A 21,511-nucleotide genomic window follows, 5' to 3' on the forward strand; every position below is an offset into this window, starting at 1 on the left:
CCGCATCACACCCAAGGAGACACAATGAAGCGTCGTCCGCTTCTCTCACTCGCCGCCGTGGCAGCTCTCGGCGCGCTCACCCTCACCGCCTGTTCCGGCGGATCCGCCTCGTCGGGCTCGGCCAACGGGAGCGACGAGCTGGCCGGCCTGACGGGTCAGATTGGCTCGAAGGACTTCTCGGAGCAGTACATCCTGGCCCACATCACGACGCAGCTGTTGAACGCCCACGGCGCCGACGTCGAGGCCAACACCAAGCTCGTCGGCTCGGCCAACGTCCGCCAGGCGCTCGAGAACGATGAGTTCATCGGGTATTGGGAGTACACCGGCACGTCCTGGATCACCTACAACGGCAACACCGCGCCCGTTCCCGGTGCGGAGGCGCAGTTCGAGGCGACGAAGGAAGCGGATGCCGCCAAGGGCATCGCCTGGCTCGACCCGGCCCCGCTGAACAACACCTACGCGTTCGCCATCCGCGCCGACAAGGCGGAAGAACTCGGGGTCACCTCCCTCTCCGACATCGCGGCACTGCCCGCGAACGAGCAGACGTTCTGCATCGAGAGCGAGTTCTCCACCCGCGATGACGGCTGGCCGGGCCTCAAGGCCGCCTACGGCCTGGACGTGGCCGACTCCAACGTCGCGCTGCTGGACACCGGCGTCATCTACACCGCCACCCAGAAGGGTGACGACTGCAACTTCGGCGAGGTGTTCCAGACGGACGGTCGCATCCCGGCTCTGGACCTCGTCGTCCTCGAGGACGACAAGGAATTCTTCCCGGTCTACCAGGGCGCGTTCACCCTCAAGCAGTCGACGCTCGACGAGTACCCGGCGATCGCCGACGTCATCGCCGAGATCGCACCGCTGCTGACGACGGAGGAGATGCAGAAGCTCAACGCCCTGGTCGATGTCGACGGTGAAGACCCGGAGGACGTCGCGACGGACTGGCTGATGGAGCAGGGTCTCATCTGATGCCCGGTGACGTGCAGATCGGCGAGAGCTTCGTCGGAGAAGGGGCGCATGCCGCCCACATCAACACGGTGCTCGGGCACCGTGACGGGCCGGTCGGCACGGCGTGGGCGACCGCTCTCGCGACCCCCAGCTCGGGGCACGTGCCCTTCGTCGCGGTCCTGCGTCCCTCGCTCCCGGTGAAGCCGCTCACCCTCTTCGTCACCAAATCGGCGCCCGACAGCGATGCCCACGGGCTCCTCATCTGGGGCCCGGCGCAGGCGGGGGTGGCATCCGGGATCGCCGATGCGCTCGCGGAGGGCGACATCCCCGCCGCCTGGGCGGACACGCACGCGATCATCGCGGCGGTGTGGGTCAACCCGGCTGCGACGGATGCCGAGCAGATCTACCGCAACAACCGCCAGTCGGCGCGCGAGGCGATCCGTAACGGCGCCCGCTCGTTGCCGGCGACCGAGGAGGTCGTGGCCGCGCGCGCCGCGCCCCGGAACCCGTTCTTCACGCCCGAGTCCTGAACGGGACGAACGGCCCCACCTCCGGGTGGGGCCGTTCGTCGTCGTGGTCGTCCGCACCCGAGCCCGCGAGACGTCATCGCACCGACGAGACCGGCGCAGGCCACGCGGGAGATGACGGCGCGATGACGTCTCGCGGACAGGAGAGAGCCGCGCGTCAGGCGGGGATGGGCTCCCGGGATGCCGCGGGCTCCTGCGCGCACGAGAACCGGGCGCGGTACGCGGTCGGGGTGAGTCCCATCGTGCGGGCGAAGTTCTGCCGCAGCACCGCGGCGGAACCGAAGCCGCACTCCGCCGCGATGCGATCGAGTCCGAGATCGGTCTCTTCGAGCAGCCGCTGGGCGTGCAGCAACCGCTGCCGGGCCAACCACGCCGCCGGCGTCGCACCGAAGTCGGACTTGAACCGGCGGGCGAACGTCCGCGGCGACATGTGCGCGCGGGCGGCCAGACGCTCGACGGGCAGGTCGTCGTGCAGGTTCTGCAGCATCCATTCGGTCACCGGCGCGAGGGAAAGCGAAGTGTCGACGGGAAGCGGCGAAGCGATGAACTGCGCCTGCCCGCCGTCGCGCTGCGGCGCGACGACCATGCGCCGCGCGATGCGATTCGTCAGCTCAGCACCGAGTTCCTGACGCAGAAGGTGCAGACAGGCGTCGAGCCCCGCCGCGGTGCCGGCGCTGGTGATGATGTTGTCGGACTGCACGTACAGCACGTCGGGGTCGACGTCGATCTCCGGGTACATGCGGCTCATGGTGTCGGCGTAGCGCCAGTGCGTGGTGGCGCGGCGACCGTCGAGCACGCCGGATGCCGCGAGGACGAACGACCCGCTGCACACGCTGAGCAGCCACGCACCCCGCGCGTGAACACGCCGCACGAGCTCCAGGACCCGCTGGTCCACCGCGCCCCACTGTGCACGCGGAATGGGAGCGAGCACGAGGATGTCGACGTCCTCGGCCGCGTCGAGCCCTCGTTCGACGTTGATTGAGAAGCCCATGTTCGACGAGACGGCCCCGGGCTCGGGGCTGACGATCCGGAAATCGAAGTTCGGGATGCCGTCATCGCTGCGATCGAGTCCGAACGCCTCGCACGCGAGACCGAACTCGAACGGCGCGAAACCGGGCTGGACGACGACGGCGACGGAACGCATGGACCCTCCAATGGCAGAAAAGTGATGATGGACGTCCATCATGCCACTCGTGGGCACGATTCGTACAGACGTAGCTTCTCTGCCATGGCTTACTTCATTGCTCTCGGCGTCCTCGTCCTCCTCGGCATCGGTGCATCGGCGTGGCTCATCCGCACCGACGGCTACGGCCGCGTGCCCACCGACCCCCGCCGGCTCCCCGGAGGCGTGGATGCCACGACCTCCCGAATCCCTTCGGCACGCGCGACGACCCCGGAGAACACCGCTCCGCCTCGGACGGCCGCGAGCCGTGCCCGTCGGGCTCAGCGCCGAGCTGCGCGCGCGTAGACCTCGACCATCGCGGCCGTGCGCGACGACTGGCGGAACCGCTCTCCGATCGTCGGATCCACCGGGACCGGGGCACCTGCGGCGATGTCCGCGGCGGCGCGGCGGAGCGTCTCGGCGAGCGCGGACACCGTGGCATCCGTCACCCTCCACACGCCCGCGCCGAGCTCGTCGGCGATGTCGGGGTCGCTCACGACGGCGGGAGTGCCGAGCGACGCGGCCTCGAACACCGTCATCCCCTGCGTTTCGAAGCCGATCGAGGTCTGCACGACGGCGTCCGCGGCGGCGAGGCGGGCGAGCGTCTCGGCGTACGGCATCCTCCCCGAGAAGCGAATGGATGCCACGGGCCGAGCGCGCTTCACCAGGCGGCGGGCCGCGCGGAGCTGGGCCCCGCCGCCGATGACCTCGACCTCGGCGTCGATGCCCGACGTCGCCACCGCCTCCAGGAACGGCAGCAGACGCTTCTCGGGGCTCATCCGACCGATCCACACGAAGCGCGGGCGGCCGGGACGACGTGCGGCCGTGCCCTGAGCGAGAGCCGCGTCGAGGAGGTCGTCGTCGATGCCGTTCCACACCACGTCGACGCCGCCGTGCGCGGCCGCATGACCGGGAGCCGATGCATCGCCGCTTCGTGGCACCGCGCCGTGGGCCTCGAGGCGCCGAGCGAAGTGCGCGGAGGGGGCGGTGACCGCGGCGGACAGGGCCGCGAGACGCCGCAGGTAGGCCCAGCCGTCCGATCCGCCGCTGTCCCCTGCGCCCCGCACCGCCGGGCGCAGCGCCCGCCGCGCCCACGCGTTCAGCACTCGCAGCACAAGCCCCGGAAACGGCGCGGTCGCCTCGATGCCGACGTCGACGCGGTTATGCATCGTGTGAACGACGGGCAGCCCGTGTCGTGCCGCGTAGCGGTGGCCGATGAAGGCCCCCCAGAAGTCCGCCTGCACATGCACCACGTCGACGGGCGGACGGCCCGCGAGAGCGGCATCCACGAAGCGATCCGTGCGAGCGCCCGGCCACGACAGCGCATATTCGCGATCGAGGGTGACCGGCACCGAGGGCAGGTCGACGTACGCGGCGTCGGTGGGCGCGGGGCGGTGCATCCGTGGGGCGACGATCGTGACGGTGTGCCCGGCGCACTCGAGGAATCGTCGTTGCAGCCGCATCGACACCTGCGCTCCACCCAGCGATTCCACGTGCTGGTCGGCGAACATCACCACGTGCACGTGGTCACTCCGGCAGTGGGCGTCCGCGGTACAGCGCCTCGAAGGTGTCGAGCGTGCGACCGATGTCGTGCACGCGGACGCCGTCGAGCGAGGCCTGCTGCATGCGCCGACGGTCGTCGGGCGCGGCGACGAGGACGTCGGTGAGGCGCGCGGCGAGTTCTTCGGCGTTCCCGGGTTCGAAGAGGTACCCGTTCTCACCGTCGTGCACGAGGTGCGGGAGGGCGACGGCGTTCGCGGCGACGACCGGAAGCCCGGATGCCATGGCCTCCATCGTCGCGATGGACTGCAGCTCGGCGATGGAAGCGATCGCGAAAACACTGGCGCGCGTGTAGAGCGCGCGCAGGTCCTCCTCCGATGCGTGCCCGTGGAACGTGACACGGTCGGTCACTCCCAGCTCCTCGGCGAGCTGCTCGAGGTTGCGGCGCTGATCGCCACCGCCGACGATGTCGAACGTCGCCTCCAGCGCCGGGTCGAGCTGCGCGAGAGCGCGCAGAACGACGTCGATGCCCTTCTCGGTCGTCAGACGCCCCACGAACAGGATGCGGTTCGCGTCGCGCGGCTCGAGGTCGGCGGTGTAGTTCGAGCGGTCGATACCGCAGGAGATCGGGATGACGCCGTCGATGCCGAGCGTGGATTCGAGGAAGTCCGCCGCGCGGCGGGTCGGTGTCGTCACGGCGCGCGTGAGGGCGAACGTGCGCTTGGCGTCGGCCCAGGCGAGCTTGACGAGAACTCGGTCGAGCGCGTCGGGGAGGGTTGTGAAGTCGAGGATGTTCTCGGCCATCACGTGATTGGTCGCGATGACCGGGATGCCGCGCTTGCGGGCCTCGCGGGCGAGACCGCGGCCGATGACGATGTGCGACTGGATGTGGACGACGTCCGGCTTCACCCGGTCGAGCACCTGGCGGGCGTAGTGCTTCGACCGCCACGGCAGGACGAAGGTGAGCCAGTCGTGCGGCAGGAAGCGGTATGCCGGGAGGCGATGCATCGTCATCGGCTCGCCCTCGATCACCTCGGTGAAGGTGCCGGAGTTGCCGTGGCCGACGCTCGGCGCCGAGACGTGCACATCGTGCCCCCGCGCCACGAGGCCCGCGGCGAGCCGCTCCGCGAAGCGCGCGGCTCCGTTCACGTGCGGGAGGAAGGTGTCGGCGCCGATGAGGACCCGGAGCGGCCGATCGGGGGAGGAATCGGGGGCGGGCGTCGCAGGAGTGGTCACGGGTGGTGAGGCCTATCTGTGCGGCGGAACGGGTCGCACGGTGCGGTGCATGCGCCCGACAACTGTACCCGAGGGCTTCTGGGGCCCCCGGATGCCACGGCCCACAGGGCTGGCACCCGCGCACCGGGGCGGCACCCGCGCACCGGGGCGGCAGTCCCGCACCGGGGGCCGGTAGCCGCGCCCGGGCGACATCCGTGCACTGGGGCGGGTTGCCGCGCCGGGGCGACATCCGTGCACTGGGGCGGTCATCGCGCGCCCCGCTGCACGCATCGCGCCCCGACGCGCGATCAGCTGCACGCATCGCGCCCCCACGCGCGGTCAGCTGCACGCATCGCGCCCCGACGCGCGATCAGCTGCACGCATCGCGCCCCGACGTGCGGTCAGCTACACGGATCGCGCCCCGGCACGGCGTCAGCTGCGCGAAGCGTCCACCTCGACGAGCGTCTCCTCGTCGGCGGCGCTCTCGAACTGCGACTGGTACAACCGCCAGTACGCGCCCTGGCGCTGGATGAGTTCGTCGTGCGAGCCCTGCTCGACGATGTCACCGTGCTCCATCACGAGGATGAGGTCGGCGTCGCGGATCGTCGAGAGACGGTGCGCGATGACGAACGACGTACGCCCCTCGCGGAGTGCGGCCATCGCCTGCTGCAGCAGCAGCTCGGTGCGCGTGTCGACCGATGACGTCGCCTCGTCGAGGATCAGCACCGACGGACGCGCGACGAAAGCGCGCGCGATCGTGATGAGCTGCTTCTCCCCCGCCGAGACGTTCGCGGCGTCCTCGTCGAGAACCGTGTCGTAGCCTTCGGGCAGCGAGTGCACGAACTGGTCGACGCGTGTGGCGACGGCGGCCTCGATGATCTCGTCGTCGGTGGCGGATTCGCGGCCGTAGCGGATGTTGTCGCGGATCGTGCCGGCGAACAGCCACGGGTCTTGCAGCACCATGCCGGTGCGTGAGCGCACGTCGTCGCGACGGAGGTCGGCGATGTTTTGACCGTCGAGGAGGATGCGTCCCCCGTCGAGTTCGTAGAACCGCATGATGAGGTTCACGAGGGTGGTCTTGCCGGCACCGGTCGGGCCCACGATCGCCACCGTCTGCCCCGGTTCGACGCGGAACGACAGATCGCGGATGAGCGGTCGCTCGGGCGTGTACGCGAAGCGCACCGACTCGAACTCGATGACGCCGCGACCCTCGACATGGGCGGGAGCGTCGGCGGCATCCGGGTCTTGCTCGTCCGCATCGAGGAGCGCGAACACCCGCTCGGCCGACGCCGTGCCCGACTGCACGACCGCGGCCATGCCGCCCAGCTGCGACAGCGGCTGGGTGAACTGCTGCGAGTACTGGATGAACGCCTGCACGTCGCCGAGGCGGATCTGCCCGCCGGCGACCATGAGGCCACCGAGCACCGCGATGCCGACGTACGTCAGGTTTCCGACGAACATCATGCCGGGCATGATCATGCCGGAGAGGAACTGCGCTCGGAAGCTCGCCTCGAACAGCTCCTCGTTCTCGACCTCGAACTTGGCGCGTGCGTCCTTCTCACGGCCGTAGACCTTGACCAGCGCGTGCCCGGAGAACGACTCCTCGACACGGGCGTTGAGGCGGCCGACCTTCTTCCACTGCTCGCCGAACGCCTTCTGCGACTTGGGGCCGATGACGCCGAAGATGATGGCCATGAGCGGCAGCGACACCAGCGCCACGAGCGCGAGCTGCCACGAGATGCTGAACATCATGATGAGCACGCCGACCACCGTCAGCACGGAGGTCAGGGCGCTCGAGAGCGATTGCTGCATCGTCTGCGTGATGTTGTCGATGTCGTTGGTGACGCGCGAGATCAGCTCGCCGCGCTGCACCCGGTCGAAGTACGACAGCGGCAGGCGGTTGATCTTGGCCTCGACGTCTTCGCGCAGGCGCCACATGGTGCGCACCATGATGACGTTGATGACGTATCCCTGGATCCACGACAGCAGGGAGGAGCCGACATAGATCGCGAGGACGGTGACGATCACCATCCGGAGCGCGTCGAAGTCGACCCCCGCGCCCACCTGGAAGTTGTCCATCGCGGAGACGATGTTGGCGATGTCGCCCTGACCCGCGGACCGAAGCGCCTCCACCACGGTCTCTTTGGGCGTGCCCTCGGGGAAGCCCTGCGAGAGCGACTTCGAGACGACGCCCTCGAAGATGATGTTCGTCGCGTCACCCAGCACGCGCGGCGCGAGCACAGCGAGGACGACACCGATCGCCCCCAGGAACGACACGAACGCGAAGGCCCAGGCGTAGGGCCGCAGCAGACCGATGAGGCGGCGGAAGCTCGGGCCGAACTCCGCCGCTTTGCCGGGGGCGACGCTGTTCCAGTCGCCGGAGTTCTGGCGAGCCTGCTCGGCGAGTTCGAGCTCGGCGCGGTCCTCCTCGGTGAGGGCGTCGGGGGCGGTCATGCTTCCACCCCCAGCTGCGACTCGACGATCTCGCGGTACGTGGCGCTGCTCTGGAGGAGCTCGTCGTGCGTGCCGAGACCGACCATGCGACCGTCTTCGAGGACGACGATGCGATCGGCCCCCGTGATGGTCGAGACGCGCTGCGCCACGACGATCTTCGTCACGTCGGGCAGCTCGTCCCACAGGGCTCTGCGCAATCGCGCGTCGGTGCTGAGGTCGAGGGCCGAGAACGAGTCGTCGAACACGAGAACGCGGGGTCGGTGGACGATCGCGCGCGCGATGGCGAGGCGCTGTCGTTGTCCGCCCGAGACGTTGGTGCCGCCCTGCGCGATGCGAGCCTCGAGACCGCCCTCCATCTCGGAGACGAAGTCTCGCCCCTGAGCGATCTCGAGCGCGCGCCACAACTCTTCGTCCGTGGCCTCTTCGCGACCGAACCGAAGGTTGGATGCCACGGTGCCGCTGAAGAGGAAGGGGCGCTGCGGCACGAGACCGATGCCCTTCCACAGCTCATCGAGGTCGGCCTCGCGAACGTCGACACCGCCGACGCGAACCGCGCCGTCGGTGACGTCGAACAAGCGCGGGATGAGAGAGACCAGCGTGGTCTTTCCCGCCCCGGTCGAGCCGACGATCGCCACCGTCTCGCCCGGCGCCGCCGTGAAGGTGATCCCGGAGACGACCGGAGCCTCGGCACCCGGATATGCGAACGCGACATTGTCGAACACCACTTCGCCCGGCGTGGGGAAGACCGCCACGGGAGACTCGGGCCGCACGAGCGTCGACCGGCTGTCGAGCACCTCGCCGATGCGCTCGGCCGAGACAGCGGCGCGCGGAATCATCACGGTCATGAAGCTCGCCATCAGCACGCCGCCGAGGATCTGCGCGACGTACTGGATGAAGGCGAAGAGGGTACCGATCTCGACGCCCCCGGCATCGACCTGGATGCCACCGAACCAGATGACACCCACGACAGTGACGTTGAGCACGAGCATCGCGAGCGGGAAGAGCAGGACGAACAGCGAACCCACCTTGCGACCCACGACGAGGATGTCGGTGTTCGCGCCGCGGAACCGTTGCTCTTCGATGCGCTCCCGCACGAACGCCCGCACGACGCGCACGCCCGTCAGCTGCTCGCGCATGATGCGGTTCACGGCGTCGAGCTTGGTCTGGTAGCTGCGGAACAGCGGAACCATGCGCGCGATGATGAGGGCGACAGCGACGAGCAGAACGGGGACGGCGACGCCGATCAGCCAGCTCAGCCCCACGTCTTGCTGGAGAGCCATGATGATGCCACCGATGGCGAGGAGGGGTGCGCTCACGAGCATCGTCGCGCCCATCATCGCCAGCATCTGCACCTGCTGCACGTCGTTGGTGTTGCGCGTGATGAGCGAGCCGGCACCGAACTGCGAGAGCTCACGCTCGGAGAAGCCGCTCACCCGCTCGAAGACGTCGCGCCGGATGTCGCGGCCGGCGGCCATGGCTGCTCGCGCCGCGAAGTAGGTGGCGATCACCGAGGCGGTGATCTGCCCGAGCGAGATCACGAGCATGATCACGCCGCGGGACCAGATGTAGCCGGTGTCGCCGCGCGCGACGCCCAGGTTGATGATGTCGGCGTTGAGGCGCGGCAGATAGAGCGTCGCGACCGCGGACGCGGCCTGGAACACGAGGATGGCCACAAGAAGCCAGCGGTACTTCGAGAGATACCGGATGAGGAGTTTTCCGAGCACGACGTTCTCCGGATGTCAGATCGGGGCGGCACGAGCACCGCGCATCAAGAGTGGCACGAACCACCGACATTGCGGGAGCGCTTCCGCCGCAGGCGTACGCGAGCATGGGGATCCGGCATCCATGCCCCGACACCGGAATCTGCCAGGTGCCCGCGTGCCGGTGATCGTAGTCTGAGACCATGCCTCGTCTCCAGGCCGACGCCCCCGCCGACCTCTGGGTGCCCGTCACGGGTTCCCTCGGCTGGCGCGGCCGACGCCACCGCAAGGCGGCCATCCGCATGCTCTTGGCGCAGGCGAACCGCGCCGTCGGCGCGACCGAGCGTCCGGGAAGCGGTGTTTTCGCCTGGGTGGCGAGCCAGGCTGCGCCGCTTCTCATGCGCCGCGCAGCCGGCCGGGTACTCGTGTGGGTGTGGCGAACCGACCCCGATCTGCTCGTCGTGATGGCACAACTGCAGGAGGCGACGCCGCAGCTGCGGGCCGCCCGGGCCATGATGCCGATGGAGTACGACGACACCGAGGCTTTCCGCAACCCGCATCTCGGAGTGGGCGAGAAGCTCGCGATGCCGCTTCCCGCCGACGAACGCACTCCGCCATTCGCGACCTACACCTGGGACACCGGGGCGCACTTCGTCACCGTCACCGCGGTCTGCGCCGACCGTGAACGATTCGGCACGGTCATCGGCGCGGTCGACGACGTTGCGCGCACGCTGCGCGTCGTCGACGACCTGCGCGTCGGCGAGTCCGCCACGGTACTGCGCCTCGATCCCGCGTAAGGTGCGGGCGCCCGCCGCGCGCGGGACGCGTCACCGCGACGGGGGCGTCGGGTCGTCACCCTGGACGGTGGATGCCGGCTCCCGTCGCCGGGCGTGCGAGACGCGCTCCGAAGCCCACGACGAGATCGTCGCGACGATGAGCCCGACGAGCACCACGCCGCCGGCCATGAGGACGACGGCCGCGACGCGGCCCACGACCGTGACCGGGGCGTAGTCGCCGTACCCGACGGTCGTGACGGTGCAGAAGGCCCACCACACCGCGTCACCGAAGGTGAGGATGTTCGCGCCGGGAGCGTGCCGCTCCGCCTGCAGCACGACGAGCGACACCTGCCAGATGAGCAGCAGCACGCTACCGATGCCGTAGATGAGCAGCTCGGCCCGGAGGGAGCTGCCGACCGTGCGCGTGAAGCTCGCCAGGCGGGTCAGTGCCCCCAGCAGTCGCACCGGCCGCAGAGTGGGAACGAAGACCACGGCGAGGTCGAGCAGGTGGTGGCGGAACCACGAGCCGCGTGGAGCGGCCCACATCAGCCGGATCAGATAGTCGCCGGCGAAGACGAGCTGCGCCGCGAGCATGAAGATCCCCGTCACGCCCTGCCACGTGCCGCGCACGTCGCCGACCACCTGAGCGGTGTACACGATGACCCAGAGCAACGCGAGCCCGGTCAGCGGCCAATAGGTCCACTTCTCCCAGCGCTTCGTCGCGGCAGTCTCCCCCCGCGCGCGCGGCGAGGGATGTGCGGAGGACGGCGTCATCCTCGCACTCTACGGCCGCCGCTGCCCGCCGTCCCAGGCGCACGAGCGAACGGCCGTGATCGTCGCCGTGCGCCGTCAGCCCTCGTCGTGGCCGAGGACGCCGTGCGGGCGCCACAGCACCACGTCCGTTGCGCGACGCACGCGTGCACCGTGACGGAGCGTCACGACCGAACCGGTGGCGCCGGCGGCGAAAACCCGCGCACCGGGGCGCGACTGCCGCTCGGCCATCAACTGACGCTCGAGGTCCGCGACGCGGCGCGAGAGGTCGTGCACGCGCTCCTCGAGGGCCAGGATACGCGCGATCGCGGGCAGGCTCATGCCTTCGCTCGACAGTCGCGCGACCTCGCGCAACTGTTGCACGTGCCGGCTCGAGTATCGCCTCGATCCGCCCTGTGTGCGCGCGGGCACGACCAGACCCAGCCGGTCGTACTGCCGCAGCGTCTGCGGGTGCATGTTCGACAGCTCCGCGGCGACGGCGATCGCGAAGATCGGTGCGTCCTCGTCGAGTTCTCTTTCGGACACGGCCTCTCCTTTCGCGTCGATCGCCTGCCCCTGGCATCCGATTGTCCCGGATGCCAGGGACGCGGCGTTACTGTCGCGCCTTGGCCATCAGGTCTGCGCGGGGGTTTTCCTTCGGCTCGAGCGCGTGGAAGCGCTCGAGGGCCTCGCGGGCCGCTTCATCGAGGTGGTCGGGCACGGCCACCTGGACTTCGGCGAGAAGATCGCCGGTGCCCTTGGACGAGTGGATGCCACGTCCCTTGACGCGGAGCACACGACCGGACGGGGTGCCCGGGGCGACCCGCAGCCGCACGGGGTCTCCGCCCAGGGTCGGCACCTCGATCGTGGCGCCGAGGGCCGCCTCGGTGAAGGTCACGGGGACCGTCAGCCGCAGGTTCAGCCCCTCGCGGGAGAACACCGGGTGCGGCCGAACGGCCACCGTCACCACGATGTCGCCGCTCTCGCCCCCATCCGGGGACGGGCGGCCACGACCGCGCAACCGGATCTTCTGGCCGTCCGCGACACCCGCGGGGATCTTGACCTTGAACGGCACATTGTCTTCGCCCTGCAGCGTGATCGTCTCGCCCTTCGCCGCGGTGACGAAGTCGAGCGTGGTGCGTGCCGTGACGTCGGCGCCTCGCTGCGGACCGCCGAAGCCCCGGTATCCGCCCGACGGCTGGCCGAAGCGACCCGACCCGAAGCCCGCCCCCTGCTGGTCGAACATCGAGAAGAAATCCTCGAATCCGCCCGCCGTGGTCCCACCGCGCTGCTGCCCGAACCGGCTGAAGACGTCGTCGAAGCCGCCGCCCGCACCGGATCCCGGCGCCGAGAAGCGCGCCCCCGAGCCCATGGCCCGGATCTGGTCGTACTCCTCGCGCTGCTCGGGGTCGTTCAGCACGGCGTACGCCTCGCTGATCTCCTTGAACTTCGCTTCAGCCTTCGCGTCGCCCGGGTTCGAGTCGGGGTGGTACTGGCGCGCGAGCTTGCGGTACGTCTTCTTCAGATCGGCAGCACTCACGCCCTTGTCGACACCGAGGACCTTGTAGAAGTCCTTGTCGAACCAGTCCTGACTCGCCATGCGTCCTCCTACTCGGCCGGCACGGCGACGACGACCTTGGCCGGTCGCAACTCGACGGAGCCGAGGCGGTAGCCCACCTCGACGACCTCGAGCACCGTGGCCTGGGTCACGCCCGGAGTGGGCGCCTGGAAGATCGCCTCGTGCTGCTGCGGGTCGAAGGGCTCACCGGCGGTGCCGTACGAGACCACTCCGAGCCGCTCGGCCACCGCACGCACCTTCTCACCGATCGCGGCGAACGGGGTGCCTTCGACGAGGTCTCCGTGCTTCTCGGCGCGGTCGAGGTCGTCCATGACGGGCAGGAGGCCCTTCACGGCTTCGCCCTTGGCGCGTTCGATCTCGCGCTCGCGCTGCTCCTCCGTCCGCCGACGGTAGTTGGCGTACTCGGCCTGAAGCCGCTTGAGGTCGATCAGCAGCGAGGCCTCCTTGTCGGAGGAGGCGCCCTCTGCCGCGGCTTCGGGGGTCTGCTCGGCGCCGAGGATGTCCTCGATCGTCAGGCCCTCGGCATCCGGAGCCTGCTCGCCCGACGGCGCGGGGCCGGAGGTGTTCTCCTCCGGCCCCGTCGTCTCGTCAGGACCGGCGCCCGAGCCCTGGGGCTGTTCGTCGTCCTTGTGTGCCATCAGTTCTGTCGCTTACTTCTTGTCGCCGTTGTCGTCGTCGACCACTTCGGCGTCGATGACGTCTTCCTCGGGGTTCGGCGTCTCACCGTTGCCGGGCTGACCGACGTTGGGGTCGGCCTGCTCGCCCTGAGCCTGCGACGAGGCGTAGATGGCCTCGCCGAGCTTGCCCTGGCTGGCGTTGAGCTTGTCGAACGCGGTCTTGACCGCGTCGTCGTCGTCGCCGGCGAGCGCCGTCTTGAGGGCGTCGACGTCGGCCTGCACGTCGTTCTTGACCTCTTCGGGCAGCTTGTCCTCGTTGTCCTTGATCAGCTTCTCGATCGAGTACGACAGGGTCTCGGCCTGGTTGCGGGTCTCGGCGGACTCGCGGCGCTTCTTGTCTTCCGCCGCGTTCTCCTCGGCCTCGCGAACCATGCGCTCGATGTCCTCCTTGGGCAGCGACGAGCCGCCGGTGATGGTCATCGACTGCTCCTTACCGGTGCCCTTGTCCTTGGCGGACACGTGCACGATGCCGTTGGCGTCGATGTCGAAGGTGACCTCGACCTGCGGGATGCCACGGGGAGCCGGGGCGATACCGGTGAGCTCGAAGGTTCCCAGCGGCTTGTTGTCGCGGGTGAACTCGCGCTCGCCCTGGAAGACCTGGATCGCGACCGACGGCTGGTTGTCGTCGGCGGTGGTGAAGGTCTCGCTGCGCTTGGTCGGGATGGCGGTGTTGCGCTCGATGAGCTTGGTCATGATGCCGCCCTTGGTCTCGATGCCGAGGCTCAGGGGGGTGACGTCGATGAGCAGCACGTCCTTGCGCTCACCCTTGAGGACACCGGCCTGCAGGGCGGCACCGACGGCGACGACCTCGTCCGGGTTGACGCCCTTGTTCGCGTCGCGACCGGTCTCCTTCTTCACCAGGTCGGCGACCGCGGGCATACGGGTCGAGCCGCCGACGAGCACGACGTGCGCGATGTCGTCGACCTTGACGCCGGCCTCACGGATGACATCCGAGAACGGCTTGCGGGTGCGGTCGAGCAGGTCCTTGGTGAGGTCCTCGAACTTGGCGCGGCTCAGCGTCTCGGACAGCGACACGGGGCCGGAGTCGGTGAGCGACAGGTACGGCAGGTTGATGGACGTCGAGGTCGAGCTCGACAGCTCCTTCTTGGCCTGCTCCGCGGCCTCCTTGAGGCGCTGCAGGGCGATCTTGTCGCCCGACACGTCGACACCGGTGGTGTCCTTGAACTGCTTGATCAGGTAGTCGACGACCCGCTGGTCCCAGTCGTCTCCACCGAGGCGGTTGTCACCGGCGGTGGCGCGCACCTGGATGGTCGAGAAGTCGTCGTCCTTGCCCACCTCGAGCAGCGACACGTCGAACGTTCCGCCACCGAGGTCGAAGACGAGGATGAGCTCGTCCTCCTTGCCCTTGTCGAGGCCGTACGCGAGGGCTGCGGCGGTGGGCTCGTTGATGATGCGCAGGACGTTCAGGCCCGCGATCTCACCGGCCTCCTTCGTGGCCTGACGCTCGGCGTCGTTGAAGTACGCGGGCACCGTGATGACGGCATCCGTCACGCTGTCGCCCAGGTACTCCTCGGCGTCGCGCTTGAGCTTCTGGAGGATGCGCGCGGAGATCTCCTGCGGCGTCCACTTCTTGCCGTCGACGTCGAACGTCCAGGTCGTGCCCATGTGGCGCTTGACGGACGAGACGGTGCGGTCGACGTTGGTCACGGCCTGGCGCTTGGCGGTCTCACCGACGAGCACCTCGCCATCCTTGGTGTACGCGACGACCGAGGGGGTCGTACGGAAGCCTTCGGCGTTGGCGATGACCTTCGGCTCGCCGCCCTCGAGCACGCTCACGACGGAGTTGGTCGTCCCGAGGTCGATTCCCACTGCACGTGGCATATGTGTCTCCTTGATCATGAGCCGGGCGGATGCCACGACTCGGGGTTTGCGGAAAGTCTGCTGCGCGGGTTGAGCCGCGATGACTCAAGGCTATCGCAGGCCCCTCGCGACGTCAAGCAGACTTGATATGAATTGGCTCAACTTCTGGGCATCGCGACCCACGCTGCGCCGCCGCCAGTCGTCCCCGCGCCCCGGCCCCCCGCGGCCGCGACAGCATCGGGGCGCCATCCGTGCACCGGGGCGGTCGATAAACGCCCCATTGCACGAGTTCCGCCCCGCACGGATCCGGTGGGGCGACGGACCACCGGCCAGGAGCGCGACACGGCCCGGCAGAAGTCGGCACCTCGCGAGCGATGCGGACGTGGACGCCGACGCCCCCGCAACCGAGAGGTCACGAGGGCGTCGAAGGGATGCCGTGGGCTCAGTCGCGGTCGCGCGGGCGGCGCTGCGGCCGGTCGCTGCGCTTCGCCGAGCGACCGCCCTGGTCGAGGCGCAGGTCGATGAGCACGCCCGAGATGCGCGTGTCGGTCAGGCGGTCGAGGGTGTCGCGCGACAGGTCGGCCGGCAACTCGACGAGCGAGAAGTCCTGCCGGATCTGGATCGCCCCGAAGTCGTTGCGGCGAAGGCCCCCCTCGTTGGCGAGGGCACCCACGATCTGACGCGGCTCCACTCGCTGCCGACGACCCACGGCGATGCGGTAGGTCGCGAAGCGGCCGTCGCGCTCGCGGCGCGGGCCCCCGTCGCGTCCTCCTTCGCGAGGAGCGCGATCGCGGTCGCGGTCGAACCGCGGCTGAGCGATCGTCTCCTCCTCGAGCAACAGCGGGGTGTCGCCCTGCGCGACCACGGCGAGCGCGGCGGCGACGTCCGCCTCGGGCACGTCGTGGTGCGCGACGTAGTGCGCGACGACGTCGCGGAACGTCGCGATCGCGGCGGTGTCCTCGAGCGCGGCGGTGATCGCGTCGTCGAAGCGCGTGAGGCGCGTGGCGTTGACGTCGTCGACGCTCGGCAGCGACATCTCGGTGAGCGGCTGGCGCGTGGCCTTCTCGATCGCGGTGAGCATGCGGCGCTCGCGCGGCGTGACGAAGCTGATGGCATCCCCTGTCCGGCCCGCACGGCCGGTACGGCCGATGCGGTGCACGTACGACTCGGTGTCGATCGGGAGGTCGTAGTTGACGACGTGGCTGATGCGCTCGACGTCGAGACCGCGCGCGGCCACGTCGGTGGCGACGAGGATGTCGAGCTTGCCGGCCTTGAGCTGGTTCACCGTGCGCTCGCGCTGCACCTGGGCGACGTCGCCGTTGATCGCCGCGGCGGTGTATCCGCGGGCACGGAGCTTCTCGGCGACCGTCTCGGTCTCGTTCTTCGTGCGGGTGAAGACGATCATGCCCTCGAAGTTCTCGACCTCGAGGATGCGGGTGAGGGCGTCGATCTTCTGCTGGTACGACACCACGAGGTAGCGCTGCGTGATGTTCGCCGACGTCGTCGTCTTGGTCTTGACGGTGATCTCTTCGGGATCGTTCAGGTACTGCGCGGAGATGCGACGGATCTGCGCCGGCATCGTGGCGGAGAACAGCGCCACCTGCTTGTCGGCCGGGGTGTCGGCGAGGATCGTCTCGACGTCCTCCGCGAAGCCCATCTTCAGCATCTCGTCGGCCTCGTCGAGCACGAGGTACTTCAGCTCGCTGAGGTCGAGGGTGCCCTTGTCGAGGTGGTCCATGATGCGACCGGGCGTTCCCACGACGATGTCGACGCCGCGACGCAGCGCCGACAGCTGCTGGCCGTAGCCCTGACCACCGTAGACGGGCAGCACCGAGACACCCTTGATGTGCGCCGCGTACTTCTCGAACGCCTCGCATACCTGCAGCGCGAGCTCGCGGGTCGGGGCGAGCACGAGAGCCTGCGGGTTCTTGTGGCCGGTCTCCATCTGCGACAGCACGGGAAGCGCGAACGCGGCGGTCTTCCCGGTTCCGGTCTGGGCGAGGCCCACGACGTCGCGGCCCTGGAGGAGAACGGGAATGGTCGCGGCCTGGATGGCCGACGGGGTCTCGTACCCGACGTCCTTGAGGGCCTTGAGCACGGCGGCATCCAGTCCCAGGTCGGCGAAGGTGAGCTGCTCGGGGGCGGTGTCCGCCTCGACGGAGGGGACGGGGGTTTCGGATGCCATGACTCCACGGTAGTCCGCCACCCCGGGAAACCCCCGCTCGAGGACCTTCGAGGGTTTAGCCTGAGCGCACGCGCCGACGGCGACGCGTCCTCGCGCGTCGTATCCGCGCGTTCACCGAAGGGTCCTAGCGTGAGCGACATGTCCACTCCCGGCGCCGCGCCCGCGGCATCCATTCCCACCGAAAAGGGTCGCCGCCCGGTCCTGGCCTGGGCGCTGTGGGACTGGGGGTCGGCGGCCTTCAACGCCGTCGTCACGACCTTCGTCTTCAGCACCTATCTGTCGAGCACGCTGTTCGTCGACCCCGCGATCGTGGCCGCCGCCGGGGACGACGAGCGCAACCCCGAACTGGTGAAGGCCCTGGCGGAGAACGCCGCGGTGGTCGCCAACGCGCTGATGTTCGCCGGCATCGCGGTCGCGCTGCTCGCCCCCGTGCTGGGTCAGCGCAGCGACGGCACGGGCCGGCGCAAGCTGTGGCTCGGCGTCAACACGGGCGTCGTGGTGCTCGCGATGGCGGCGATGGTCTTCGTCGACGGCACGCCCGGCTACCTCGTGCTCGGCGCGACGCTGCTGGCGGTGGGCAACGTGTTCTTCGAGTTCGCCAGCGTCAACTACTACGCGATGCTGTCTCAGGTCTCCACGCGCGAGAACATCGGCCGCGTCTCGGGCTTCGGCTGGGGCATGGGGTACGTCGGGGGCATCGTGCTCCTGCTCCTGCTGCTCGTGCTGTTCATCCAGAGCTTCGGGAACCCGGATGCCGCGGGCCTGCTCGCCGTGTCGAAGGACGGCGGTCTGAACGTGCGGCTGGCGGTGCTGGCATCCGCGATCTGGTTCGCGGTCTTCGCCATCCCGGTGCTCCTGCGGGTGCCGGAGATCCCGGCGCAGAGTCGCCGCGTGCGCGTCGGCTTCCTGCAGTCGTACGTGCTGCTGTGGGGCACGCTCCGGTCGCTGTGGCGCGACAGCCGCCCGGTGCTGCTGTTCCTCGTGGCCAGCGCGGTGTTCCGCGACGGACTCGCCGGCGTCTTCACCTTCGGCGCGATCATCGCGGCGCAGGTGTTCGGGTTCTCCTCCACCGAGGTGCTGTACTTCGCCGTCGCCGCGAACGTGGTCGCCGGTGTCAGCACGATGTTCGCCGGACGCCTCGATGACCGCTTCGGTCCCAAGCGCGTCATCGTGTTCTCGCTGTCGGGGCTCATCGTGCTGGGCACCGTCATCCTGTTCATCGGCACGTCGCAGCCGGCGTTCTGGGTCGCGGGCTTGGCGCTGGGGCTGTTCGTGGGTCCGGTGCAGTCGGCCAGCCGCACCTATCTCTCGCGGGCGACGCCCGAGGGTCGCGAAGGCGAGATGTTCGGCCTGTACGCCACGACGGGCCGGGCGGTGTCGTTCCTGGCGCCGGGGCTGTTCGCGTTGTTCGTGTCCCTCACGGGGGACACGCGCCTGGGGATCCTCGGCATCGTGCTGATCCTCGCGGTGGGGCTCGCGCTGATGATCCCGGTGCAGAACCGCGGAGCGGCGATCCGCTGACGCGGGCGGGGCCCCGAGGGGGCGTCGCCCCCGCGGAGCGGCTCCTCCGAGATCGACCTCGCGCCGTGGCATCCCCCGTCCCGGCGGAAGGATGCCGCGGGCTCAGCCCTGCGGCCAGGCGTCGGCGAACTTCGTGAGGAGGCGGGCGAATTCGGCCCGCTCGGCGTCGGTGAACGATGCCAGCGCGGAGCGCACGGCATCCCGGCGTCGGCCGCGGACTCCCGACACGAGCCGTTCCCCCTCCGGCGTCACGCGCACCCGCGTGCGACGCGCGTCCTCGGGATCGGTTTCGCGTTCGACGAGGTGCATCTGCACGCCCTGCTGCACCAGTCGCGACGCGCGCGGCTGATCGACGCCGACCGCGTCGGCGATCTCGCTCACCGACAGGGGGCCGGAGGCGGAGACGAGGGCGTCGAGCATGCGCAGGCGTGCGACGCCGGCGAACCGCCCCTGACCCGGATCGCCCCACGGCGGACCCCCGTGGAACGGATGGGCTCCGTGCCCCGGGTGCTCGTGGGGGTGCGGGCCGCCGTGACCACCGCCGAAGGGCGGGCGCGGACGACGCCCGCGCAGGGTGGCGAGGGCGGCGGCGATCTCGTCGGCGGGGTCAGCGGTCACAGCCCGACTTTACATGTCGCTTGACATGCGTCGGGAATGCATGTCACAGTGCATCTGTTGTCACATGACATGTAACTGGCGGAACCTCCGCCGACGAAAGGAACACCCCATGAACACCTCCGCACCTCTGGACCCCCGCAGCCTCGCCCATCGCCTGACGATGGTCGGTCACGCGCTGCACCATCGTCTGTTCGCGCAGCTGCGCGACAGCGACCTGCACCCCAAGACCCTCCTCGTGCTGAGCGCGATCGACGGCCGCATCGACGCCCCGTGGGTCATCGACCGCCTCGCGCGCGGCGGCACGCGCGTCACGGCCCTGGCCGAGCGCGGGTGGATCGTACGTACCGACGACGGCTGGGTACTGACCGACGAAGGCCGTGCGGTCCTCGATCGGGTGGATGCCGATCGCTCGACGCTCCTCGCTGACATCCCCGCCGACGAGCTCGACCGTCTCGTCGCCGCGCTCGACGCTGTGTCGGCGGCGCTCGGCATCAGCGAAACCGACGCGGCGCCGTTCGGCCGTGGGCGCGGCCCGGGCATGCGCGGCTTCGGGCGCGGCTTCGGCTTCTCGGGGCGCGGGCGCGGCCCCGCCTTCGGCCCTGGCGCGCACGGCTTCGAGCCGGACGCCGGTGCCGGCGAGCACCACGGCCCCCGCGGCGACGACGGCGCAGAAGGCCACGGCCCCCACCACGAACGCGCGCACGCCGGTCACGGACGCGGCTGCGACCCGCGCGGCGGCCACGGACATCACCGTGCACACGCACACCACGGCCGGGGTCACGGCGACCGCCGGTCCGCGCAGAGCGCTTACGAGCGCGGCTTCGACGCCGGTTTCCGTCGCGGCCGCGAGTCCTCGGCATCCGGTGAGCCCACGGCATCCGAGTGATCCTCCATAAACGCTTCTCGCGACGAGAAACACGTGCACACCGCGTTTCTGCCCGCGAATCGCGTTTATCGCCAGCGAGGACGCCGCACACGCGCCGCCTCCCGAACGCACAACCGAACAGCCCCGCCGAGGTCGACTCGACGGGGCTGTTTTTCGTGCGGGCGGCTCAGCGCCCGGCGGCACCGGCATCGGTCGTGCCGACGTCGGTGCGATGGAAGTTCAGGGCCGAGCGCGACGCCGTCGGGCCGCGCTGCCCCTGGTACCGGTTGCCGTACGGCCCCGAGCCGTAGGGGTTCTCGGCGGGCGAGGTGAGGCGGAAGTAGCAGACCTGCCCGATCTTCATGCCCGGCCAGAGCTTGATCGGCAGTGTCGCGACGTTCGACAGCTCGAGGGTGACGTGACCCGAGAAGCCGGGGTCGATGAAGCCGGCGGTGGAGTGGGTCAGCAGCCCGAGGCGGCCGAGCGACGACTTCCCCTCGAGGCGGGCCGCGACGTCGTCGGGCAGAGTGACGCGCTCGAACGTCGACCCGAGCGCGAATTCACCCGGGTGAAGGATGAACGGCTCGTCGGGCTCCACCTCGATGAGACGCGTGAGCTCGGGCTGGTCCTCGGCCGGGTCGATGAACGGGTACTTGTGATTGTCGAACAGCCGAAAGTACCGGTCGAGGCGCACGTCGACGCTCGAGGGCTGCACCATGGCGGGATCGAAGGGGTCGAGCCCCAGGCGTCCGTCGGCGAGTTCGGCGCGGATATCGCGATCGGAGAGCAGCACGGCCCCAGCCTAGGCCGTGGGGTCGGAGTGCGTGACGCCGGACTCCCCGGCCCCCGTCACTCGGCAGCGAGATCACCTGCGTTTCGCGAAACGACCCGCAATCGCGCCGAATCGGGGGGCATCTCGGCATCCACGGGTCATCTGGCGAGGGTCGACGCGCCAGGACGGCCCGAGCATCGACGCGGCGCACCCGGATGCCCCGGGAGACGCTGTTATGCTGGCGGAAGTGCCGTACGGCGCTCGGGGCTGTAGTTCAATGGCAGAACTTCTGCTTCCCAAGCAGACAGCGCGGGTTCGATTCCCGTCAGCCCCTCCACTGAATATCCCGGAAACTCGCAGAGTTTCGGGAATCCGGTGGCAGGACGAAGAGCGAGTTCAGACCCTCTCGTGGACTCCCGTGGACTCACGGGCTGGACGAGAGAC

Annotated in this window: 19 protein-coding genes and 1 tRNA gene; 7 read left to right on the top strand and 13 right to left on the bottom strand. The window is 69.6% G+C overall.

The features are described from left to right. The first annotated feature begins 24 nt into the window (after nt 1–24). Both P5G46_RS08035 and fae read left to right on the top strand, forming a co-directional pair. A complete protein-coding gene (locus P5G46_RS08035; protein ID WP_408905423.1) occupies nt 25–966 on the top strand; it encodes a glycine betaine ABC transporter substrate-binding protein in 942 nt (313 codons plus the stop codon). Next, on the top strand, nt 966–1,475 hold the full coding sequence (fae, locus tag P5G46_RS08040; protein ID WP_408905424.1) for a formaldehyde-activating enzyme: 510 nt from the start codon (nt 966–968) through the stop codon (nt 1,473–1,475). The genes P5G46_RS08035 and fae overlap by 1 nt, the downstream gene beginning before the upstream one ends. Before the next feature lie 154 nt (nt 1,476–1,629). On the opposite strand, the gene P5G46_RS08045 is transcribed toward fae, so the two are convergent. Continuing rightward, nucleotides 1,630–2,616, bottom strand: a complete 987-nt coding sequence (locus tag P5G46_RS08045; protein ID WP_375095080.1) for a GlxA family transcriptional regulator — start codon at nt 2,614–2,616, stop codon at nt 1,630–1,632. A gap of 84 nt (nt 2,617–2,700) precedes the next feature. Between P5G46_RS08045 and P5G46_RS08050 the strand changes: the two genes are divergently transcribed. Continuing rightward, nucleotides 2,701–2,940 (top strand): hypothetical protein, encoded by a 240-nt coding sequence (locus P5G46_RS08050; protein ID WP_408905425.1) that lies wholly within the window; start codon nt 2,701–2,703, stop codon nt 2,938–2,940. Here P5G46_RS08050 and P5G46_RS08055 read toward each other — a convergent pair. The 4 genes from P5G46_RS08055 to P5G46_RS08070 form a co-directional block, all read right to left on the bottom strand. After that, the gene (locus P5G46_RS08055; RefSeq protein WP_375095078.1) at nt 2,916–4,157 is read right to left on the bottom strand and encodes a glycosyltransferase; all 1,242 of its coding nucleotides are present in this window, start codon (nt 4,155–4,157) and stop codon (nt 2,916–2,918) included. The two genes, P5G46_RS08050 and P5G46_RS08055, sit on opposite strands and share 25 nt — an antisense overlap. Nucleotides 4,158–4,161: 4 nt before the next feature. Continuing rightward, complete coding sequence (locus P5G46_RS08060) at nt 4,162–5,370, bottom strand: glycosyltransferase (protein ID WP_375095077.1); 1,209 nt, start codon at nt 5,368–5,370, stop codon at nt 4,162–4,164. Nucleotides 5,371–5,781: 411 nt separating this feature from the next. Beyond that, the gene (locus P5G46_RS08065; RefSeq protein ID WP_408905426.1) at nt 5,782–7,803 is read right to left on the bottom strand and encodes an ABC transporter ATP-binding protein; all 2,022 of its coding nucleotides are present in this window, start codon (nt 7,801–7,803) and stop codon (nt 5,782–5,784) included. Further along, the gene (locus tag P5G46_RS08070; RefSeq protein ID WP_408905427.1) at nt 7,800–9,527 is read right to left on the bottom strand and encodes an ABC transporter ATP-binding protein; all 1,728 of its coding nucleotides are present in this window, start codon (nt 9,525–9,527) and stop codon (nt 7,800–7,802) included. The genes P5G46_RS08065 and P5G46_RS08070 overlap by 4 nt, the downstream gene beginning before the upstream one ends. 179 nt (nt 9,528–9,706) lie before the next feature. On the opposite strand from P5G46_RS08070, the gene P5G46_RS08075 reads away from it, so the two are divergent. Next, the gene (locus P5G46_RS08075) at nt 9,707–10,300 is read left to right on the top strand and encodes a hypothetical protein (RefSeq protein WP_239275499.1); all 594 of its coding nucleotides are present in this window, start codon (nt 9,707–9,709) and stop codon (nt 10,298–10,300) included. A gap of 30 nt (nt 10,301–10,330) precedes the next feature. Here the strand turns inward: P5G46_RS08075 and P5G46_RS08080 are convergent, their stop codons facing one another. The 6 genes from P5G46_RS08080 to P5G46_RS08105 all read right to left on the bottom strand — a co-directional run bounded on the left by P5G46_RS08080 (nt 10,331) and on the right by P5G46_RS08105 (nt 17,291). Further along, nucleotides 10,331–11,053 (bottom strand): potassium channel family protein, encoded by a 723-nt coding sequence (locus tag P5G46_RS08080; protein WP_239275497.1) that lies wholly within the window; start codon nt 11,051–11,053, stop codon nt 10,331–10,333. A 75-nt stretch (nt 11,054–11,128) separates the two neighbouring features. Further along, the gene (locus P5G46_RS08085; RefSeq protein ID WP_408905428.1) at nt 11,129–11,575 is read right to left on the bottom strand and encodes a heat shock protein transcriptional repressor HspR; all 447 of its coding nucleotides are present in this window, start codon (nt 11,573–11,575) and stop codon (nt 11,129–11,131) included. A gap of 67 nt (nt 11,576–11,642) precedes the next feature. After that, nucleotides 11,643–12,629, bottom strand: a complete 987-nt coding sequence (locus P5G46_RS08090; protein WP_239275493.1) for a DnaJ C-terminal domain-containing protein — start codon at nt 12,627–12,629, stop codon at nt 11,643–11,645. Nucleotides 12,630–12,637: 8 nt separating this feature from the next. Then, the gene (gene grpE / locus P5G46_RS08095; protein WP_239275491.1) at nt 12,638–13,246 is read right to left on the bottom strand and encodes a nucleotide exchange factor GrpE; all 609 of its coding nucleotides are present in this window, start codon (nt 13,244–13,246) and stop codon (nt 12,638–12,640) included. Between the two features lie 12 nt (nt 13,247–13,258). Further along, nucleotides 13,259–15,127, bottom strand: coding sequence for a molecular chaperone DnaK (gene dnaK / locus P5G46_RS08100; RefSeq protein ID WP_408905429.1), 1,869 nt, complete (start codon nt 15,125–15,127; stop codon nt 13,259–13,261). 421 nt (nt 15,128–15,548) lie between these two features. Next, the gene (locus P5G46_RS08105) at nt 15,549–17,291 is read right to left on the bottom strand and encodes a DEAD/DEAH box helicase (RefSeq protein ID WP_408905430.1); all 1,743 of its coding nucleotides are present in this window, start codon (nt 17,289–17,291) and stop codon (nt 15,549–15,551) included. Nucleotides 17,292–17,429: 138 nt separating this feature from the next. Between P5G46_RS08105 and P5G46_RS08110 the strand changes: the two genes are divergently transcribed. After that, complete coding sequence (locus P5G46_RS08110; protein WP_408905621.1) at nt 17,430–18,812, top strand: MFS transporter; 1,383 nt, start codon at nt 17,430–17,432, stop codon at nt 18,810–18,812. Between the two features lie 102 nt (nt 18,813–18,914). Here the strand turns inward: P5G46_RS08110 and P5G46_RS08115 are convergent, their stop codons facing one another. Continuing rightward, the gene (locus P5G46_RS08115) at nt 18,915–19,430 is read right to left on the bottom strand and encodes a MarR family winged helix-turn-helix transcriptional regulator (protein WP_408905431.1); all 516 of its coding nucleotides are present in this window, start codon (nt 19,428–19,430) and stop codon (nt 18,915–18,917) included. Between the two features lie 109 nt (nt 19,431–19,539). Here P5G46_RS08115 and P5G46_RS08120 point away from each other — a divergent pair, with 109 nt between their 5' ends. Further along, complete coding sequence (locus tag P5G46_RS08120) at nt 19,540–20,316, top strand: MarR family winged helix-turn-helix transcriptional regulator (RefSeq protein WP_408905432.1); 777 nt, start codon at nt 19,540–19,542, stop codon at nt 20,314–20,316. 166 nt (nt 20,317–20,482) lie between these two features. Here the strand turns inward: P5G46_RS08120 and dcd are convergent, their stop codons facing one another. Then, nucleotides 20,483–21,088, bottom strand: a complete 606-nt coding sequence (gene dcd, locus P5G46_RS08125) for a dCTP deaminase (protein ID WP_408905433.1) — start codon at nt 21,086–21,088, stop codon at nt 20,483–20,485. A 242-nt stretch (nt 21,089–21,330) separates the two neighbouring features. Between dcd and P5G46_RS08130 the strand changes: the two genes are divergently transcribed. Then, nucleotides 21,331–21,404 (top strand) — tRNA-Gly (locus P5G46_RS08130). Nucleotides 21,405–21,511 lie beyond the last annotated feature (107 nt).

It is taken from the genome of Microbacterium mcarthurae, from assembly GCF_046064585.1.
In the GTDB taxonomy this organism is placed as follows: domain Bacteria; phylum Actinomycetota; class Actinomycetes; order Actinomycetales; family Microbacteriaceae; genus Microbacterium; species Microbacterium mcarthurae.

Coding starts and splice junctions, on each gene's coding strand:
- grpE (WP_239275491.1), bottom strand. CDS start 13,246: ATGGCACACAAGGACGACGAACAGCCCCAGGGCTCGGGCGCCGGTCCT.
- P5G46_RS08050 (WP_408905425.1), top strand. CDS start 2,701: ATGGCTTACTTCATTGCTCTCGGCGTCCTCGTCCTCCTCGGCATCGGT.
- fae (WP_408905424.1), top strand. CDS start 966: ATGCCCGGTGACGTGCAGATCGGCGAGAGCTTCGTCGGAGAAGGGGCG.
- P5G46_RS08065 (WP_408905426.1), bottom strand. CDS start 7,803: ATGACCGCCCCCGACGCCCTCACCGAGGAGGACCGCGCCGAGCTCGAA.
- P5G46_RS08080 (WP_239275497.1), bottom strand. CDS start 11,053: ATGACGCCGTCCTCCGCACATCCCTCGCCGCGCGCGCGGGGGGAGACT.
- dnaK (WP_408905429.1), bottom strand. CDS start 15,127: ATGCCACGTGCAGTGGGAATCGACCTCGGGACGACCAACTCCGTCGTG.
- P5G46_RS08035 (WP_408905423.1), top strand. CDS start 25: ATGAAGCGTCGTCCGCTTCTCTCACTCGCCGCCGTGGCAGCTCTCGGC.
- P5G46_RS08105 (WP_408905430.1), bottom strand. CDS start 17,291: ATGGCATCCGAAACCCCCGTCCCCTCCGTCGAGGCGGACACCGCCCCC.
- P5G46_RS08075 (WP_239275499.1), top strand. CDS start 9,707: ATGCCTCGTCTCCAGGCCGACGCCCCCGCCGACCTCTGGGTGCCCGTC.
- P5G46_RS08110 (WP_408905621.1), top strand. CDS start 17,430: ATGTCCACTCCCGGCGCCGCGCCCGCGGCATCCATTCCCACCGAAAAG.
- P5G46_RS08120 (WP_408905432.1), top strand. CDS start 19,540: ATGAACACCTCCGCACCTCTGGACCCCCGCAGCCTCGCCCATCGCCTG.
- P5G46_RS08090 (WP_239275493.1), bottom strand. CDS start 12,629: ATGGCGAGTCAGGACTGGTTCGACAAGGACTTCTACAAGGTCCTCGGT.
- P5G46_RS08045 (WP_375095080.1), bottom strand. CDS start 2,616: ATGCGTTCCGTCGCCGTCGTCGTCCAGCCCGGTTTCGCGCCGTTCGAG.